We start from the raw sequence: 18,496 nt of genomic DNA on the forward strand, positions 1-18,496 counted from the left end.
CATAAGGTCAAATAAGAATAAGAAGGAGAATGTCGTATGGAAAAATTATTTGATCCGCAAAAAACAGCATTGGTTGTCATTGATCTGCAAAAGTGGTTAGGAAACCAATATGCCCCTTATTCCGCCGAGCAGGTGGTATCAAACGCTGCCGTCTTGGCGGATGCATTCCGTGATCAGGGCTCGATGGTTGCTCTGGTAAGGGTATCCAGCAAAGATATGAAGGATATCCCTAAACCGAAGTTGGATACACCTGCACCTGCACTGAATCTGCCTGAGGGGTGGGATGAGATCGTTCCCGAAATGCGGGTCGCCGATACAGACCACATCATTACCAAGAAACAGTGGGGAGCTTTTTACGGAACGGAGCTCGACCTGCAACTGCGCCGCAGGGGAATCGATACCCTCGTTTTATGTGGCATCGCAACCGGACTTGGTGTGGATACGACTGCGCGGGAAGCGTTTATGCACGGATATCAGCAGATTTTTGCGATTGATGCGATGACCGGATTTTCCCAAGTCGAGCATGATTACGTAAAAGACCATATTTTCCCGCGTATTGGGCGTACTCGGACCACACAAGAAATCATTTCAGCCTTTACTGAAGAAAGACCGTAAGGTTTATGCAGTATGCAGGAGGTTGAGCTCTTGACCCGAGGGAAACGTCCCCCACAAGATCTGATGTACCCCTGGTATGTCTTATCCGTAACTAGCCTCGGTGCGTTTTTGGTTCTGATCAATATCGGAACGCTCAATGTCGCATTGCCTGAATTAAGCCGGCAGTTTCATACGGATGCAGCCACATCCAGCTGGATTTTACTTTCCTATATGCTTGTAAACACTATTCTGATCCTGGTCTTTGGGCAAGTATCGGATATATTCGGAAGAAGGCGGATGTACTTAATAGGATTGGGTGTGTTTACCATAACCGCTTTCTTACTTGGCTGCTCCCCAAATGCAGAAATCCTCATTCTTCTCCGCATCGTACAGGCAGCCGGAGGAGCTCTCGTGGTGACGAACACAACGCCGCTGATCACTGACGCATTTCCCAAGACACAGCTCGGTACCGGCCTTGGCCTGAATATATTGTCTGCTTCTATCGCGCAGGTGCTTGGCCCTGTCGTCGGTGGCCTGGTCACAACTGCCTGGGGCTGGAGGTGGGTGTTCTGGTTCAATGTTCCCTTTGGGATTATAGCTCTCATTTGGGGGTTCCGGATTCTAAGGGAGAATCCACGGACAGAGCCGCGTACCAAAGTTGATCGATATGGGGGTATCCTGGTCTTTATCGCATTAGCCGGTTTAATTATTGCTCTATCCAAGGGGGGAGAGTTAGGCTGGGGAAACAATCAAGTGATTGGAGGCTTTGCTGTATTTGCGATAATAGCCCCTATATTTTTATGGCATGAGCATCGATCGGCTTCTCCATTGTTGGATATCAGACTTTTTAAAAATTGGATATTCGGGATGGCGAATATCGCTACCTTCTTTCAATCCTTTGCACGCACGGCTATTGCCCTGATTTTCGCGCTGTACTACCAATTTGCCTTTCATCAAAACGCACTGGAAGCCGGTCTAAGGATTCTTCCCATTACGATAGGGATGTTGATCGTATCCCCCATTGCCGGCATGTTAACCAAGAGAATCGCCCTTCGAGTCCTTTCCTCGTTTGGAATACTTCTTACCATAGCAGGACTACTGCTGCTCTTATTCGTACTCGGAGGGGATCTTCCTTACGGGGCCGCCGCATGCGGGATGCTGTTCATCGGGATCGGCACCGGCTTATTTCTTACTCCCAATACGATGGAGATCATGTCGTCCGTTCCGGAGAACCGCCGAGGGGTGGCAAATGGGCTGCGGTCCATGCTCTATAACTTGGGCCAAGTGCTGAGTACGGCCCTTTCTTTAACCATTATCATTGCGGCGCTACCGGCCCATATGAAGAACGTGCTGTATTCCGGAAAAAACGCTGTGATATCGGACGTGGATTTTGCTTTCATCATTCATGGCTACCGCTGGGTCATCCTCGCATTGCTATGGACCTCCCTATTGGCCCTTGCAGCATCGTGGTTTCGTCCTCATTCGAAAAAAAGAGCCTGCAAGACTCATTCGTAGCCAGCTAAATTCGAGTGCTTCCCTGAATTTGTCGGAGTCTTAGGTCGAACCGCGAAACTCTTGAATATCCCGCGTCGGTGGTCGGCCGTACATACGGGCATATTCACGGCTGAATTGGGATGGGCTTTCGTAGCCGACGCGGAACGCTGCATCAGAGGCGTGAAGGGATTGCGTCAGCATTAACCGTCGAGCTTCTTGTAAACGCATCGTTTTCTGGTATTGCAAAGGGCTCATCGCGGTGACGCGCTTGAAATGCTTATGGAATGCCGATATGCTCATATTCACGGATTTTGCGAGGTGGCCGATCGGCAGTTGGCGGTCAAAATGCTGGTTGATGAATCGGATGGCTTGAGCGATGTTATAGGAAAGGCTACCGCTTGTCGCAAATTGATAAAGGAGCGCACCTTGTTCACCCTGAAGTATTCGATATAGTACTTCCTGGATGATAAGCGGCGCAAGAACAGGAATATCCTCAGGCGCGTCGAGCAGTTGCATGAGCCGGGTGATGACTTCGAGCAACGCAGAAGACATATGGTTCACGGTTATACCTCGGCCGGTTTCCAATCCCTCGGAAGCCGGCCGATTCACTTTTTCCACAATCTCCAGAAAGGAGGCTGCATCGAAGCTCAGTTTTAAACTTAAGTAGGGAATCTCAGCTGATGCCTCGACGATTCTGCCCATGACCGGCAATTCGACGGATGTGACTAAGTATGTCGAAGAATCGTACCGATAGGTTTCACCAGCCAGCGTCGCCGTCTTAGCACCTTGCGCCACAACGCAAATGGATGGTTGGTAGACGGACTCCAGCGGTTCCGACAATTGGGTGGCATGCATCACGGATAAATTAGGAATCGCCGTCTGATAAGTTCCCGTATCAGGTGCATGGCGACGTATTAAGATAGCCAATTGCTGCAAGGCATGTTCCATGGTAAGCGTTTCGTCCATCGTCTATGGTGACCTTCCTTTCCTGAAAGGTTGATTTTCATTTTTATTATAAGGAGACGGAATAGAATAAGGCAAGGATTGGACAGGAATGGTATAACGGCATGCTAAGATTAAATACTATAATGAAATTGCAAGACTTTACAAATAGTGGGTGAACCTAGAACTTGAAAAAGGAGAGGAACAAACATGAGTTTAAATAGAAAAGTGGCAATTGTCACCGGGGCTTCGCGTGGCATCGGTCGCCAAGTGGCCATCCAATTAGCGCGATCCGGAGCGAAAGTGGCAGTCAATTATTCCTCTAGCCGAGGCAAAGCGGACGAGGTTGTAAAGCAGATTGAGCAATTTGGTGGCCATGCGGTGGCCATTCAAGCCGACGTGAGCAAGGTGAATGAAATTGAGATGTTGTTTTCGGAAACACTAGAGCGCTTTGGGCGTGTGGACATCTTGGTCAATAATGCCGGCATTATGGAAAACCATGCGATTGCGGACATGACGGAGGAGATTTTTGATCGGCATTTCGCGCTCAATGTGAAAGGGACTTATTTTGCTTGCCAACAAGCGATGAAGCATATGATGCAAGGCGGAACTATCATTAACTTCTCATCGTCCGTCTCTGGTGCTATGCTCCCAACATACAGCGTATATGGTGCAACGAAAGGAGCAATCGAGCAATTGACACGTCAATTGGCCAAGGAGTTCGGTCCAAAGGACATTGTTATCAATTGCTTGGCGCCCGGGCAAGTGGCAACCGATATGTTCCTGGATGGGAAATCACCGGAGTTGGTCGATTCGTTCCGTCAGATGAACGCGTTCGGTCGGCTCGGCGAACCGGAGGACATTGCGAATGTACTCGAGTTACTCGTCAGCGACAAAGCCCGTTGGATAACAGGACAAACGATTCGCGTAAACGGCGGGTTTAATTGAATCTCTGATGGGATCTAGTTCCCCGCAGCACGCTGCGGGGAACTTTGTTTACTCATAACTATTTATCCAAAAAAACTACAACTTCCCATCCAAAATCAGAGAGTAACAAATCAAGGCCGTTTCCGTGCAGCACCGATCAGCATCGGAATGGCAATCACAAGTCCTAGGGACACCGTTACAATAGAGCCCTCCAGGCCAAAATCTCCCCCCGTGAGCCATGCTGCGCCATTTACTTTCACAGTAAACAACCCGGCCGCAGGGATTCCGGATACAGGAATGCCAAGCGCCCCCTCGAGTGCATTCCAAGCAAAATGCAGCCCCATGGCGAACCACAAGTTACGCCGCCACAAGAAGGCCGATCCAGAAGGGCAATCGAAGCATCAAGGCTCATAATAATTGCGATAAAGGAGTGCCCCAAGGTATCATGAAGCTCTTTCGACATACGGTTACGCTCTTCCTGAAGCGTCATGGTTTCGATTTCAGCAGTGTAGAGGGTTAGCAGCTTGTTTTGCCGCTCCACTTCCAGTGCCAGTTTATTTTTCTCCTCATATGCTTTGGCTACGGAACTCGCCCATATCCCGATGAAGCAGAACAGCACATTGTCTGATGCGAAGCTAAACGCCTGCTCCCAAGGCAAATGCAAATAAGTCTGCGATAAAAAGGGGATGAACGCCACCGCAGGAATAACCCAGATCGTCTTCCTCGTCATTAAGTATCCCATGATAAGACTGAGCAGCAAATAATCCGCCCTTGAGGTCAAATCCGGATGGATGGCAGAATTCACATAATAAGAACCGCCCAGCAGCAGCTCCATTATGCAGAACCAAGTCTTGTTATTTCTAAGCCCGGGAAACCAGAACAGCATAGGGACGGTAATCGCGAGGATCAGCCATAGGATATTCACTACCGTAAGGAGCGTAAATTCACTTTCTTGCAATAGACGGGACGCCAGCAAAATATAGTGATACGAACGAAGAGCAAATAGCCCTCACTCCATAAAAGATGATATTTTTTTCATAGTGTCATCCCACTTTTCCAGTAATAATAAATCAGCACCAATACATCCAGTGTTTCAATTATAAGGGAAAAACAGGTTAATCGGCACTTTTATCGTACCAACCTCTGAAATGAACCGTTGACCCTGGACTTAACTCCAATGTTATGATTTTTGTGGAAAGGGGGACCCAAGGATGAAGATCGGGGATTTTGCGAGCAAATATCAAATTCAAACGGATACGATTCGTTATTATGAAAAAGAGAACTTATTGACTCCAATTAGACGAGAAAATGGTTATCGGGAATTTGATGAAGAATGTGAAAAACAAATACAGCTTATCATCGTATTAAAGCAATTAGGTTTTACTATAAAGGAAATTCAACAATTACTTCTATTACGAGACAACAAATCTATATCAACCGAATGTAAGGATACAACAGTATTGTTATTCGATCAAAAAATCATGAAGCTTGAGGAAAGAATCTCGTTTTATCAACAGGCATTGAAAGTCGTGCAGGCCATTAAAGAACTTGCAAGTGATGTGAAGTATTTAGAGAATATAGACGATATTGAAAAACAAGTGCTTGGTTTATTTCAAAAGGATTTATAAGGAGAGAGAGGATGACGAATAAACAAATCGTTCATGTGGAATATGCACTTGCCTTTGCGCTTTCCATTTTTATTTACATGCAGCTGCACTTTCCCATAGGGTTGTTCCTAGTTCTTTTATTCGTTCCAGATCTTACAATGCTTGGGTACATCATAAATAAGAAAATAGGTGCGATTGTTTATAATTTGGGACACACCTTTATTTTGCCGCTGCTTTTTGCATTAGGTTACTTATACTTTTCAAACGATGATCTGTTATTAGGATCGATTATCTGGATCGCCCATATCTGTATGGATAGAGCAATAGGTGCCGGGTTGAAATATCGAGATTCGTCATTTACGAATACACATATACAAAGGCTTTGAGGATACAAATTAGACAGATCTGAAAAGGACGCCCGATTGGGCGTCCTTTACTTCCCTCTGTAAATGTCAGTAGTTAATTCTAATAAAGCAATCCTTAATTCTATTCTTAAATTCTATCCTTAGTTTGTCTGTGCTTTTACTTGTTTGAGAATGGACAGTAAATAGATTGCTAAACCTGTTATACCAATTCCCAAAATCGTGTTGAACGATCCGCCGGTGTAGAAGCCGCTACCAAAGTAGAAAATTTCACGTAAGCCTTCAGAAGCAAAGCGAATCGGTACCCAAGGGCGGATAAAGTTTACGAAGAAGCTTGGAAGCATTTCTTGAGGCGTCATTAATACACCCATACCTAGAAGCATAACGACCATGAATAGCGTAATCGCAGGTTTACCGATCCATGCAGTAATTGCTGATACTAACAGGAAGAAGCAGAACGCTGCGAACGATACAAAGAATCCAACTAAGAAGTAGCTCGGCATGTTTATCCCGGCAATAGAACCTAAGGTTGCAACTGTAAAGCCTGAGAATAGGGCAATAATCACACCGAAAAGCACTTGTTCACCCATTAAACGCAAAGTTTGTTTGCGGGTTAAGCGGCCTCTTTTTAAAATACTTGAGCTCGATAAGAATAAAATGAAGCCGCCGATTAGCGCACCTACCCAAGCAGGTACTGCCATTAATGTCGGAGCGCTGCCATTTGCAGTAGAAGCCGTAATTGGATTGAATATTTGTTCTTCAGAAACAATGGGTCTTACAAGTACAGAAGCTGTAGCGGCATCAATTTGTTGGCCGTCCATTTTTTCGATAAAGCTAGTAGAGTATTGGCCGCTTAACTGTGTAATTAATCCATTTAATGCTGTTTTTGCGAAGTTAGCACCCGTATAGTTAAAGCCTTGGTTGATATATACTTTTAACGTCGCGGCACTATTATTAGTAATCGCATTTTGTAGCGCTTCATTATACCCTTCGGGAATAACTAAGGCTGCATAATACTCTTTATCATTAAAGAGGTTTTTAATATCTTCTTCTTTTTCAATTGTAAAGGCTAATACAGGCTCTGCGCCGTCTGCCACTTTACTCATTTGTTTAATTGCATCTTTTACAACTTCTACATGCTGGCCCTCATCATTTATTATCAGTGCAACCGGCAGGTTTTTTACTTGGGGATTGCCTTGAGCGAATAAGTTTACCGAGAATAGAGCAATGATTAATATAACAGCCATTGGAGCAGCCCATGCTAATTTATCACTAAATAATCTCAAATGGATTCAGTCCCTTCTGAATTTTCAACATGTTGTTCAGTAGTATGTGTATATCTTATAATTTTGAAGGAATGTGAAGCAATAAACAAAAATGAGCATATTGTTCAATTTTAGAGGGGACGTAGTGTTTACATGAGCATTTATATCGAAAAAAATAAAAGAACAAAGCAGCTTATCCAAAAATCATTTATGCAAATTTTAGAGAAGAAGTCATTTGAATCCATAACGGTAGGGGACATTACAAAATATGCAGAGATTAATCGCGGGACATTTTATTTACACTATATTGATAAATTTGATTTGATAGATCATATCGAGCAACAGTTGTTTGCAGACTTAGGGAATCATATTGATAAACTGCAATCCCGTTATACCTCTATTCAATCGTTTGAAAAGGGTCAAGAGCAAATCGCATCTACCTTATTCAGCTTTATTGAAATGCAATTGCCGACATTAAAGATATTTTTTAGCGAACATGGCAGATCGGGGTTTCACCTTCGATTCAGAGCTGCTTTTACTGAGAAAGTGCGTGCTAACTTAGGAAAAAATGAAAGCTACACTGCCAACTTAACAGTACCCATGGAGTATTTTTTATCTTTTATTACTTCAGCTTTTTTAGGATTAATTGAACAATGGATTCAAAATGGGTTAGATAAAACTCCTCAAGAAATGACTATAATATATATTGAAATTATCTCCTTTATTCAAAAGAAATAACGAGTATCTAATTGAGCTGGGCAAATACCCTATTGATTGACTAAATGCTATAAATGCTATATCTTAAAGGAAACAACTTGTAACAGGAGAATGTCCAAATGCAAACCGAACGGCAACCACTTTATATGCAAATACAGCAGTATTTCAAGGACTTGATCGCACAAGAGAAATTAAGGGAAAACGATAAAATTCCATCGGAGAAGGAGCTGATGGAGCAGTTCGAGGTAAGCCGTATCACGGTGGCGAACGCGCTCGTGCAGCTCGCCAAGGACGGATGGATCTACCGCGTGCCGGGCCGAGGCAGCTTTGTGAGCGAGGGCATCGAGCGCATGCTGGCGAGCCAGCAGGGCACCATGGACGCCGAACCGCGTACCTCTCACTATCCTTTACTGAAGACCGCCGCCCATGGGGCCGGAAGCGGAACGGAGGAGGCGCCTGCTGTCCGTACGATCGGGCTGCTGCTTCCCGAGCTGATTGACAACTTCGGGCTGAGGCTCATTCAGGGCATTCAAGCTGTACTAGAGGCGGCCAATTATCAGCTCCATATTATTCTGACCGGGAATTCGATTGAACGTGAGAAAGAAGCGATCCGGCACATGATCCGCAGCGGGAGCGAGGGGCTGCTCATCTTCCCCTGCGACGCCGAGACTTATAACGAAGAGATTCTGTCGCTCAAGGCGTCAGGCTATCCCTTTGTGCTGGTCGATCGCTACTTGCCCGGGATCGAGACCAATGTCGTCCGCAGCGACGGCTTGGTCGGAGGCCAGATGGCGGTCGATTACTTGTGGGAGCTGGGCCATCGGGACATCGCGATCTGCTCCGACTCCGTTCTGCCGACCATTACGGTCGGGGACCGGATCAACGGCTACATGGAAGCGTTGAAGCGCAGGGGGGCGCTGATCAATCCGGCTTTAATCCTGACGGATTTCAACGTGGATTACAGCAAGAACAGCGAGGATCATCCCTTGTACCGGTTCATCAAGAGCGGGATGGCGACAGCCTATATTACGCTGAATGGCAGGCTGGGGGTCCATATCTCCTCGATCTGCCGCAAGCTGGGACTTAAGATTCCCCAGGATATGTCCATCCTGACCTTCGACGACCCGGATTCAGGGTATGGGGACGAAGGAGGCTACTCTCATATCGCGCAGTCCGAGGGGGAGATGGGAGAGCAAGCGGCAAGAATCCTGCTGGAGATGCTGGATGTCGACAAAAGAAAGGGAGCGGGCAGCTACAGCAAAATCATTATCGAGCCCGAGCTCGTCGTTCGTCAATCGACGGGGCCGCTCCGCAAATAACCAGCCGTGGAACGGCGTTCGAAAGAAACTAGCCTTAGGGAGAAATCCCTCAAGGCTTTTTGTTTATATGATATATTTAATATAGCTAAGATATTGACATATTGCATATTGCTAATTATAGTAAGAGTACAACTTTGACTGATAGTAGGGGGGATGGTTGAATGAGTCACGACGGGAATGGGGTTGCATTGGCGCAGGAAGCGCCGGGAACGCCAAGGTCTCCGGGGTTTTGGAAGCGCTTTTCTACGATGCATCGCGACGCTTTGCTGGCCACCGTAATATTGCTGCCCATGATTGCGTTCTGGCTGTTAGTCTCGGGTTTTCCGACCTTGTTTGGCTTTGTGCTGGGCTTCTTCCGCTGGATCGGGATCGCGGATCAGCCCAAATTTATCGGACTGGATAATTTCGTTCATTTCTTCAAGGATCCGACTTATACGAATGCCTTGTGGAGGTCAATCTGGCTTGGCGGACTGGTCACGTGCATCACTTTGCTGTCCGGCTTCGGTGCAGCGCTGCTCATGAACCTGCCGCTATGGGGCAAGGGCTTTTACCGTTCGATCTGGTATATTCCAGCAGTAACCTCCACGGTCGCCACTACGCAAATTTTCAATATATTCCTTGATACAAATAACGGCGTCATCAACAACATTCTCAAGTCGCTGGGCAAGGAGCCGATTGTCTGGCAATACTCCGTCGGCTGGGGCATTTTCTGGATCGTGGTCTATTCGGCCTGGAAAGGCGTAGGGGCCGCTGCCCTGCTGTGGCTCGCGGGTCTGCAGTCGGTGGATCAGAGCCTGTACGAAGCTGCGTCCATGGACGGGGCCGGCTCTCTCGGCAAGCTGCGGCATGTGACCATTCCCGGCTTGAAGCCGATTGCGACTTATATTTTCATCACGAGCCTGATCTCGGCCATTCAAATCTATGAGCAGGTTCTGTTTATTACGAACGGCGGCCCCTATGGAAAAACCGAGGTGCTAGTGTTCCGCATTTACCGCGACGGTTTCTGGGACTTCAATCTGGGTATGGCGGGAGCTTCCTCGCTTATCATGGCGATTATCGTCATCGTCATTACGGTCTTCTATTACAGCTGGTCCACTAGCTCGGATCGCAAGACGACCATTCCATTAAAGAAGCCGGGAAGGGGGGTATAGCCGATGTCTGCAAGCCAATCCGCCAGCGCGCGCCGCGCGCGATTTAAGCCGGCTCATTTGTTAGGGCACGCCGTCCTGCCTCTGGTCGGGCTCGTGCTCATGTATCCGCTCGTGTTTATGGTCATGGCCGGTTTTTTCACGAAGCAGGAGTTTATGGCCACCGTCATTCATGCATTTCCGATTCCCAAGGAGCCTACGCTCCGCAATTTCCGCGCTTTGTTCGAAGGCACGACGGATGCAGCCGTCGCGGAATACTTTCGCAATTCCTTGCTTCGGACCGTCTACACCACCTTCTGGGCTATCCTGACGTCGTTCCTCGGGGGCTATGTATTCGCTAGGCTGCGGTTCAAGGGCCGGGATCAGCTCTTCCTGCTGCTGCTCGCCACGCAGATGATTCCGATGACGATCGCGATTATCCCTACGTACCTTGAGTTTGCCCGGTTCCCTTTTATGGGCGGCAACGATATATTCACAGGCGGCAAAGGCATTTTGGATACGTGGTGGGTGTACCTGATCGGCGGACCTGCCATCAACATCATGGGGACCTTCCTCGTTAAGCAATCGCTGGAGAAGGTGCCGATCGAGCTGGACGAAGCTGCCAAGGTAGACGGGGCCGGTACGCTGCGGCTGCTGTTCCAGATCTTGTTCCCGTTGCAGCTGCCGATCATGGCGTTTATATCCATCACCACGGCACTTAACGTCTGGAACGACTTCGTCACTCCGTTTTTCTATACCAACAGCGACCATCTGCAGACGCTGCCGTCCGCGATTACACGCCTTTCTTCGGTCGGAGCGGGTCCCGGTGCCAGTGCTAACTATCCGCTCATCATCACGCTGAGTCTGGGCATTACGATCCCTGCGCTGCTGATCTTCTTCTTCTTCCAGAAGTATATCGTGCAAGGGCTTGCGAATACGGGAATTAAAGGTTAAAAATAAGATTGTAAAAGTTTTATTAGATATATTGAATATATAAATTATATATGATATTGTTTGGCTAGAAACATGATCGATTTTGTTGAGGAGGGTATCAGGAAATGCGGAACAGAAAAGCAATTTGGTTGGCCCTGCCGCTGGCGGTGGCGCTGAGTCTGTCAGCTTGCTCGTCGGGCGGTAATTCATCTTCAAGTCCCGGTCCATCGGAGGGAGCATCGACGAGTCCTTCTGAGAGCGCATCCCAGAATGAGTCTACGAAACCGGCGGAGAACGTCACAATCACGGTGCTTAACGAAGGCGCCGTCTCTATCGGTGTCGGCAAGCTGGATGATCTGCTTCCCGTAAGGAAGAAGGCGCTTCTGGCCGACGAAGGGCAGACGCCGCGCGTCCAGGAATCGGATTTCAGCTGGACGGCAGGCAATGCGGTTCACCCCGGTGTATTCTCGTACTTCTACCAGCAGATCATCAACGACCAGCTCAAGAGCAAAAATATTACGGTCCAGGTTGAGGACTGGGGCTGGGGCGAGCCGCTGATCCAGAAGGAGACGGCCGGGTTCCTGGCCAAGAACATCCCTGACATTATTGTAGGCGAGACACAAATGCCGGGCTTTGCCCTGCAGGGTCTGCTCGAGCCTTTCCCCGAAGACATGGCTTCCGAAATCCGGGAGACAGTCGCCCCAGCGGCCTGGAAGCCGATGGAGGTCGACGGCAAGATATATGGCTTCGCTTCGCAGCCTGGCGTGAACAGCCTGTTCTGGAATAAGAAGCTGGTGAAGGAAGCGGGGATCGACCCCGATCAGGCACCGAAGGATTGGGATGAGCTGCTCGCCAACATCGAGAAGGTCACGGAGGCTGGCAAGGGCAAGTTCTATGGAGGCGGCGTCTACGCGGGCCCGAATGCAGGCGGATACCTGCGTTACGGACCATTGCTCATCATCAACGGCGGCGGATTTGCCGACGCTTCCGGCCAGCCGGCGTTTAACAGCGACGCGAACCTGAAGGTCATCGAGTTACTGCGCAACATGAACAAGAATCACCCCGCCGGGTTGATGGTTAACCAGCAGGAAGGGCCCTACTTCGACGCCTTCAAGAAGCAGCAGACGGCTTACATTATTGACGGACCGTGGCGCGCGGCCGAGAGCGTATCGCTCGGCATCGAATATGGCATGTCTCCGATCCCGCTGTCAGAGGGCGGAGCGCCCGGGAACATTACGATCGGCGCCGCTTTTCACTCCGTACCCAAGGATGCAAAGAACAAGGAGGCGGCCTTCGAATATATCCGCGCCATGTACAGCGACGAGGTTCAGACGCTGATCGCCGATACCGGTCTGCGATCGACGGTTAAGAAGGCGATCGCGGAAGCGCCGGATTATCAATCCAAGCATCCGGATATGTACCTGCATTACCAGGCGATGAACGGTAATGTTCAAGGGCTGCCGACATTCAGCAAGGAAGACTCCAAAGTATGGCAGACCTTCGGAGACGCGGTCACCAAAGCTATCATGACGAACGGTGACATCAAGGGAATTATGGACGAAGCGCAAGTAAAGGCTGAAGCGATTGTCAAATGACGTACCCGCCAGCACAGCATAGTTAAAATGGAGAGAAGGGCTGTCTTATCGGGCCCTTTTCTCAGTTATGACAGATAGGAGTGGGTTGGAATGCCGTATGAGACTGGCAAGATCATGAGGGAAAAGACGGTCAAGACGCTGGATCGGCTACGGGATGCGATCTATCGTCCGATCTCTTCCCTGCAAGTAGAGGCTTGGGTAACGGAGGAGCCGGTACCGTATGCGAATAGGATGCAGGGAGAGCGACTCGCGCTTTCACCGGGTGACCGGTGGGGCAAGCTGTGGGACTGTGCCTGGTTCCATTTTACGGGGGTCGTGCCTGAATCGGCCGCCGGCCGGAAAGTTGTTCTGCTCATCGATGTCAACGGCGAGCTCTGTCTTGTAGACAAAGAAGGGTCTCCCGTCCAGGGATTAACCAATATTAATTCGGAATTCGACTTCGAGCTCGGACTGCCCGGTAAACGCGTCGTGGACGTCACGCCTTGCGCCGGAGGCGGAGAGACCGTCGATCTTTGGGCGGATGCAGGCTGCAACGACCTGTTCGGCCGCTATCGGAGCGGCACGTTGAAGGAAGCGGACATCGCCGTCTGCAACGAGGCTGTCCGTCAGCTCTACTACGACTTCGAGGTGCTGGCCGAGCTGGCGGATCAGGTTTCGCCCGCGAGTTCGCGCAAAGCGCGGGTTGAGCGTAAGCTCTATGAGGCTTCGCTCGCGCTGGCGGAGATTAACGAAGAGACGGTGCAGCGGGCGAGCGAACTGCTGGCTCCGGAGCTGGCCCGGCGGGGCGGAGACGCCGAGCTGCGCATCAGCGCGATCGGACATGCGCATATCGACCTGGCTTGGCTGTGGCCGATCCGCGAGACGATCCGCAAGGGAGCGCGCACCTTTTCCACGGCACTGCGGAACCTGGAGAAGTATCCCGACTACGTGTTCGGCGCGAGCCAGCCGCAGCTCTACCAGTGGATGAAGGAATATTATCCGAAGCTGTACGACCGGATCAGCGAGCGGGTTCGGGAAGGACGCTGGGAGCTCCAGGGCGCGATGTGGGTCGAGCCCGATACGAACATCTCCGGCGGCGAGGCGCTTGTCCGGCAGATTCTGTACGGCAAGAAGTTTTTCCGCGAGGAGTTCGGGGAGGACGTGCGGGTGCTGTGGCTGCCAGATGTGTTCGGCTATGCAGGAAGTCTGCCGCAGCTGCTGGCGTTGTCCGGTGTGGATTACATGATGACGCAGAAGCTGTCGTGGAATACGTACAACAAGCATCCGCACCATAGCTTCATCTGGGAAGGCATCGACGGTACGGGGGTGCTGACACATCTGCCGCCGGAGGATACCTACAACAGTCCCGCGGCGCCGCGTTCGCTCGCGAAGATTGAGCGGGAGTATCTCGACAGAGGCGTCTCCGACCAGGCGCTCATGCTGTTCGGCATCGGCGACGGGGGCGGCGGGCCTGGCGAAGAGCATCTCGAGCGGCTCGCACGCGAGAAGAGCCTGTCTGGGCTTCCGCCCGTTGTGCAGGAGCCTTCCCTATCGTTTTTCCGCCGATTGGAGAAAGAGGCTTCTTCGTTTCAGCGCTACCGCGGGGAGCTTTATCTCGAGAAGCATCAGGGAACGCTGACATCTCAAGCCAGGAACAAGCGTTACAACCGGCAGATGGAAATTGCGCTGCGTGAGGCTGAATTCGCGGCATCCCTGGCGATGGCGCTCGGTTCAGATTCCTATCCATCGGAGCATCTGGAGCGAATCTGGAAGGAAACGCTGCTCTATCAGTTTCACGATATTCTGCCCGGCTCGTCGATCGGTCGTGTCTATGAGGAATCGCTGGCTCGCTATGCGGTGCTCTTGGAAGAGACGCGTTCGCTGGTGACGGCGGCGTACGAGGAAGTCGCGGGACGGCTTGGGATATCCGGCGAGCCGATCGTGTTCAACTCGCTGCCTTGGGAGAGACGCGAGTGGGTGGAATGGAAGGGCGAGTGGCTTGCAGTGCGCGTACCGGGCATGGGCGGTATCGCTCTGGCGGAAGCGGCAGCCCAGGCGGACTGCGGCGCGCTTCGAGCTGAAGCCGGCGTGCTGGAGAATGAGCGACTGCGCGTAACGTTCGCAGAGGACGGCAGTTTGGCGTCCATCTACGATAAGACCGCCGGCCGGGAGGCGCTGCGCCCGGGTGAGCGCGGCAACGTGCTGACGGTATACCACGACGATGGGGATGCCTGGGACTTCCCGCGCGATTACCGGGAGTCGGTCGCGGGCACGATGCGGCTTGAGCACGTCGAATACGCGGTGCAAGGCCCGCGGGCGGTCGCCAAGCAGCTGTATCGCTTCGGCGAGTCGACGCTGATGCTGACGGTCTCCTTGTCCGAGGGCGGGGCGGCTGTCGAGTTCGCCGCTGTCGCGGATTGGCGCGAGTCCGGCAAAATGCTGCGGACCTCGTTCGCCGCCTCCGTCGAGTCGGGAATGGCGACCTGTGAGATCCAGTTCGGCTATCTGAAGCGTCCGACGACCCGCAATACGCTGGAGGAGATGGCGATGGACGAGATTTGCGCGCATCGTTATATCGACTTGTCGCAGCCGGATTATGGGGTGGCTCTGTTGAACGATTGCAAGTACGGACACCGGGCGGAGGGACATGTACTCGACTTGAACCTGCTGCGCAGTCCGTCGTACCCTGATCCGGCGGCCGATCGGGCGAGCCACGAGTTCAGATATGCTTTGCTGCCTCATGAGGGGGATTTTGTGACGGCGGGTGTATCCCGGCGCGGGTATGAGTTCAACGTGCCGCTGACCGTGGTCGAAGGAACGATGAGCCCGGAGTCTGCCGGTGCGGCGGATCAAGACAGACTCGCCCATCATCGGGAGCTGGAATGGCTCACGGTCGATCATCCGCATGTGATGATTGAGGCGGTGAAGAAGGCGGAGGAGAGCGACGACGTGATCGTTCGCCTATACGAGAGTGCGGGTGGCGCGGCAAAGGCGCGTCTCTCGTCGAGCCTGCCTTGTCTGGAAGCGGCCGAGACGAACTTAATGGAAGAGGAAGAAGGCTCGGCTCCGCTTGAGCTGGAGGATAGCGGGATCACGCTGATGTTCCGGGCGTTCGAAATCAAGACGGTTCGGCTCAAGCTGAAGAAGTAAGATACGTTCGTCGGTTGATTGAGTTCTGCAGACGGCGAGGTTCATTTCGTGCTAGAAAAAGGGGCGGCGGCGGTTGGAGGTCGGTTTACGACCTGCCCACCGTGCGCAGCCCCTTTTTTTTTGTGTTTCAACTGTATTCTTAACCAGACCAAGACTACATCGGCGCAGCCGCTCAGACGAGCGGCGCCCGGTTTGCCCAGCGATCCTTCAGCAGCTTGATGAACAGACCGCCCACGACGCTGCGGTGCTGGAAGTTCATCTGCCGCGCGTTATCCGTGCGGTACCAATCCGAGAAAGGCACCCGGTCCGGCGTCTCGTCCGCGAAGCGCCAGAGCGGCTCGATGAGCGTGCGGAAGTCATCGTCGTCCTCGGCCAGCGAAGCGGCCCAGACAAGCCAATCCGACTTGGTATAATTCTCGCGGCTGTCCAAGGGGACACCGTATCGCTGCCTGCGGGCCAGGTACCAGATTACTTCCTTCTCCCGGATATGACGGCCGAACAGCTCCGTACCGAACAGTACATCCCAGATCAGATTGTACTTTAAGCTCCAAGTGCCCTCCTGGCCGAATGCCAGCTTGTAGCGAGGCCCTTCCTCGGCCAGCTCTTCCCATGAGGCTGCCATCTGTCTGGCTGCTTCCAGATACCGAGCGGCTTCCGCCTCGCGTCCGGCCGTCCGGCAGATTAATGCATAGGCGGCGACGCCCACTGCGGCTTTGACCGACAAGTTCGCATTGCTGGCCAGGTGTCCCGCGAAGTCATCCGTGCACAGCTGATTCTCCGGATCGAGACCGTGCGCGATCAGATAATCCGCCCATTTCCGCAGGATGTCTTCGTACTCCTCCGCCAAGCCGGTGTTCCCATCGGCCAAGCCGGCCGCCGCGGCCATAATCAGCATATTGCCGCATTCCTCGACCGGCATCTGACCTTCGATTGAGGACGCATACACCTGGCCGTTAGCGAGCGGATACTGCCCTGCGTCGTGCGGCGCGAAGTCAAAGGACCAGGCGTCGCTGGAGGCAAATGCGAAGATCGGGCGCATCATGCCCCGGACAAGCTCAGGGTTGTAGAGCAGGAAGAGGGGCATCGAAGGATAGCTGACGTCGACCGTCGCGATGCAGCCGTTGCTGTAGCATTCCTTGGACAAAAACAGCAGATTGCCGTCGCGGTCAGTCGTCAGCTTGTGGGCGGCGATCGCTTGCCGGTAGGAGAGGGCCAGCAGATCGGCGTATGCCGCGCCGCCCGTCTTCTCCGCATCCGCCAGCAGCTGCCGGTCGAATGCTGCACAGCGCTGTATGATCTCGTTATGCTCCGCGAATGCGGCCGCGATCATAACCTCCGCCGTCATGCCGTTTCTCCGCCAATAGGCCGGTCGCTGGTCGCCGAAGTATTCGACGGAGAGGACGTCGTCGTAAGCAAGCGCGACCAAGCGGCTGACTGTGCCTGGCCCGACGGAACCGAGCGCAAAGGAGACGGACATCACAGGATAGCCGTCCCGCACTGCGCGCGGCATGGCAAAGCTGTTCTCGGCCGCCTCCTCTATCGGCTCGCCGCGGACGAACGCCTTACGCATAGAGGCGGGGCCGATCCGCGCCTGCGTACCTTCCGCTTCTTGGCAAGCGAGATAGAAGCGGCCCCATTCGATCCGCAGATCATCGCCGGAACGATGCAGCATCCGCTGGTCTTCGTGCTCGATATGAAGCAGACAAAGGTCATCCCTCGATGCCTGGCCCCAGACGACGCGCTGGTCGCTGTCGTTGACGCACCATTCGCCGGAGACGTCGAAGTACAGTTCAACGTCATGATTCCGGCCGTCAGTGGAGCGGACGTCGAAGCGAACGTAGGAAGCGGGTCTCGAGAGAAGTTCCAAGTCGTCCAACAACAGCGGCGTAGTAAAGTCGACCGAGAGCGTCACTCCTTCCGCCTCGAAAACGTAACGGGTCGATAGCGGCGTCACCTGCAGCTCGATCTGACGCATCGGGGCCGGTTCTGTGTAGTAGACCTCCGCGTTCGGCTCGACGCGCCCGGCGAACCGCCGGGCGATGCCGTCTATGCGAAGGAGGCCGGTTATGGCATGGCGCCTGCCCGTCCAGTGGCGGGTGTAGTCATCAGTCAAGCCGTCGGCCATCGACCAGACGCTAAAGTAAGGATCGACAGTGACGAGCGGAACGGCGGGCGGTCGAAGTGTGTTTTTCATGTATAGACTCCTTTTCTTGGGATTAATTTAATAATAATATATTTAATATAACATTAAAAACTGTTTATGCAATAATTAGAGCCGTAACAGTGGATTGAATCGCTTACAAATTTATAATTTTCATAAATAGAAAGGTAAAAAATAATGAATATATCAAATTGATTAAATTGAGATCAAGAAAGCGAATCTGGCCCCCATGAATCAATAAAGTCGAAATATCTTTTCCTGCCATTAAAAAGGCCTCCAACCCGCTCTTGCTGCTGGTTGGAAGCATTTGCTGCAGTACTCGCC

At 51.8% G+C, this 18,496-nt stretch carries 16 protein-coding genes; 11 read left to right on the forward strand and 5 right to left on the reverse strand.

Going from position 1 to position 18,496, the window contains the following annotated elements; all coding sequences use genetic code 11:
- Positions 1 to 36: 36 nt before the first annotated feature.
- Together KJS57_RS00405 and KJS57_RS00410 are read left to right on the forward strand one after the other, a co-directional pair.
- Complete coding sequence (locus KJS57_RS00405) at positions 37 to 615, forward strand: hydrolase (protein WP_213653330.1); 579 nt, start codon at positions 37 to 39, stop codon at positions 613 to 615.
- A 30-nt stretch (positions 616 to 645) separates the two neighbouring features.
- Positions 646 to 2,109 (forward strand): MFS transporter, encoded by a 1,464-nt coding sequence (locus tag KJS57_RS00410; protein WP_244861327.1) that lies wholly within the window; start codon positions 646 to 648, stop codon positions 2,107 to 2,109.
- A gap of 39 nt (positions 2,110 to 2,148) precedes the next feature.
- On the opposite strand, the gene KJS57_RS00415 is transcribed toward KJS57_RS00410, so the two are convergent.
- Positions 2,149 to 3,054, reverse strand: a complete 906-nt coding sequence (locus KJS57_RS00415; RefSeq protein ID WP_213653331.1) for an AraC family transcriptional regulator — start codon at positions 3,052 to 3,054, stop codon at positions 2,149 to 2,151.
- Positions 3,055 to 3,240: 186 nt separating this feature from the next.
- Between KJS57_RS00415 and KJS57_RS00420 the strand changes: the two genes are divergently transcribed.
- Positions 3,241 to 3,978 carry an SDR family oxidoreductase gene (locus KJS57_RS00420; RefSeq protein WP_213653332.1) on the forward strand — a complete coding sequence of 246 codons (738 nt, stop codon included), beginning with the start codon at positions 3,241 to 3,243 and terminating at the stop codon, positions 3,976 to 3,978.
- A 110-nt stretch (positions 3,979 to 4,088) separates the two neighbouring features.
- Here the strand turns inward: KJS57_RS00420 and KJS57_RS26575 are convergent, their stop codons facing one another.
- A complete protein-coding gene (locus KJS57_RS26575) occupies positions 4,089 to 4,217 on the reverse strand; it encodes a hypothetical protein (protein WP_280520346.1) in 129 nt (42 codons plus the stop codon).
- Complete coding sequence (locus KJS57_RS00430) at positions 4,214 to 4,915, reverse strand: histidine kinase (RefSeq protein ID WP_244861328.1); 702 nt, start codon at positions 4,913 to 4,915, stop codon at positions 4,214 to 4,216. Before KJS57_RS00430 ends, KJS57_RS26575 begins: the two co-directional genes overlap by 4 nt.
- A 253-nt stretch (positions 4,916 to 5,168) precedes the next feature.
- On the opposite strand from KJS57_RS00430, the gene KJS57_RS00435 reads away from it, so the two are divergent.
- Together KJS57_RS00435 and KJS57_RS00440 are read left to right on the forward strand one after the other, a co-directional pair.
- Positions 5,169 to 5,585, forward strand: a complete 417-nt coding sequence (locus KJS57_RS00435; protein ID WP_213653333.1) for a MerR family transcriptional regulator — start codon at positions 5,169 to 5,171, stop codon at positions 5,583 to 5,585.
- A gap of 11 nt (positions 5,586 to 5,596) precedes the next feature.
- Positions 5,597 to 5,950: a DUF4260 domain-containing protein gene (locus KJS57_RS00440; protein WP_213653334.1), complete on the forward strand. Its 354-nt coding sequence runs from the start codon at positions 5,597 to 5,599 to the stop codon at positions 5,948 to 5,950.
- A gap of 119 nt (positions 5,951 to 6,069) precedes the next feature.
- On the opposite strand, the gene KJS57_RS00445 is transcribed toward KJS57_RS00440, so the two are convergent.
- Entirely contained in the window at positions 6,070 to 7,212 is a 1,143-nt protein-coding gene (locus KJS57_RS00445; protein ID WP_213653335.1) for a YhgE/Pip domain-containing protein, read from the reverse strand.
- Positions 7,213 to 7,344: 132 nt separating this feature from the next.
- Between KJS57_RS00445 and KJS57_RS00450 the strand changes: the two genes are divergently transcribed.
- The 6 genes from KJS57_RS00450 to KJS57_RS00475 all read left to right on the forward strand — a co-directional run bounded on the left by KJS57_RS00450 (position 7,345) and on the right by KJS57_RS00475 (position 16,011).
- The gene (locus KJS57_RS00450; protein ID WP_213653336.1) at positions 7,345 to 7,929 is read left to right on the forward strand and encodes a TetR/AcrR family transcriptional regulator; all 585 of its coding nucleotides are present in this window, start codon (positions 7,345 to 7,347) and stop codon (positions 7,927 to 7,929) included.
- 98 nt (positions 7,930 to 8,027) lie between these two features.
- A complete protein-coding gene (locus KJS57_RS00455; RefSeq protein ID WP_213653337.1) occupies positions 8,028 to 9,227 on the forward strand; it encodes a GntR family transcriptional regulator in 1,200 nt (399 codons plus the stop codon).
- Between the two features lie 161 nt (positions 9,228 to 9,388).
- On the forward strand, positions 9,389 to 10,378 hold the full coding sequence (locus KJS57_RS00460) for a carbohydrate ABC transporter permease (protein WP_213653338.1): 990 nt from the start codon (positions 9,389 to 9,391) through the stop codon (positions 10,376 to 10,378).
- A gap of 3 nt (positions 10,379 to 10,381) precedes the next feature.
- On the forward strand, positions 10,382 to 11,308 hold the full coding sequence (locus KJS57_RS00465; protein WP_213653339.1) for a carbohydrate ABC transporter permease: 927 nt from the start codon (positions 10,382 to 10,384) through the stop codon (positions 11,306 to 11,308).
- A gap of 104 nt (positions 11,309 to 11,412) precedes the next feature.
- Positions 11,413 to 12,882 (forward strand): extracellular solute-binding protein, encoded by a 1,470-nt coding sequence (locus KJS57_RS00470; RefSeq protein WP_213653340.1) that lies wholly within the window; start codon positions 11,413 to 11,415, stop codon positions 12,880 to 12,882.
- A 90-nt stretch (positions 12,883 to 12,972) separates the two neighbouring features.
- Entirely contained in the window at positions 12,973 to 16,011 is a 3,039-nt protein-coding gene (locus KJS57_RS00475) for an alpha-mannosidase (protein WP_213653341.1), read from the forward strand.
- Between the two features lie 172 nt (positions 16,012 to 16,183).
- Here the strand turns inward: KJS57_RS00475 and KJS57_RS00480 are convergent, their stop codons facing one another.
- Positions 16,184 to 18,205: a glutaminase family protein gene (locus KJS57_RS00480; protein ID WP_213653342.1), complete on the reverse strand. Its 2,022-nt coding sequence runs from the start codon at positions 18,203 to 18,205 to the stop codon at positions 16,184 to 16,186.
- Between the last annotated feature and the right edge of the window lie 291 nt (positions 18,206 to 18,496).

Origin of the sequence: Paenibacillus vini (assembly GCF_018403325.1) — a bacterium.
Classification (GTDB): domain Bacteria; phylum Bacillota; class Bacilli; order Paenibacillales; family Paenibacillaceae; genus Fontibacillus; species Fontibacillus vini.

Coding starts and splice junctions, on each gene's coding strand:
- KJS57_RS00405 (WP_213653330.1), top strand. CDS start 37: ATGGAAAAATTATTTGATCCGCAAAAAACAGCATTGGTTGTCATTGAT.
- KJS57_RS00415 (WP_213653331.1), bottom strand. CDS start 3,054: ATGGACGAAACGCTTACCATGGAACATGCCTTGCAGCAATTGGCTATC.
- KJS57_RS00420 (WP_213653332.1), top strand. CDS start 3,241: ATGAGTTTAAATAGAAAAGTGGCAATTGTCACCGGGGCTTCGCGTGGC.
- KJS57_RS00435 (WP_213653333.1), top strand. CDS start 5,169: ATGAAGATCGGGGATTTTGCGAGCAAATATCAAATTCAAACGGATACG.
- KJS57_RS00440 (WP_213653334.1), top strand. CDS start 5,597: ATGACGAATAAACAAATCGTTCATGTGGAATATGCACTTGCCTTTGCG.
- KJS57_RS00450 (WP_213653336.1), top strand. CDS start 7,345: ATGAGCATTTATATCGAAAAAAATAAAAGAACAAAGCAGCTTATCCAA.
- KJS57_RS00455 (WP_213653337.1), top strand. CDS start 8,028: ATGCAAACCGAACGGCAACCACTTTATATGCAAATACAGCAGTATTTC.
- KJS57_RS00460 (WP_213653338.1), top strand. CDS start 9,389: ATGAGTCACGACGGGAATGGGGTTGCATTGGCGCAGGAAGCGCCGGGA.
- KJS57_RS00465 (WP_213653339.1), top strand. CDS start 10,382: ATGTCTGCAAGCCAATCCGCCAGCGCGCGCCGCGCGCGATTTAAGCCG.
- KJS57_RS00470 (WP_213653340.1), top strand. CDS start 11,413: ATGCGGAACAGAAAAGCAATTTGGTTGGCCCTGCCGCTGGCGGTGGCG.
- KJS57_RS00475 (WP_213653341.1), top strand. CDS start 12,973: ATGCCGTATGAGACTGGCAAGATCATGAGGGAAAAGACGGTCAAGACG.
- KJS57_RS00480 (WP_213653342.1), bottom strand. CDS start 18,205: ATGAAAAACACACTTCGACCGCCCGCCGTTCCGCTCGTCACTGTCGAT.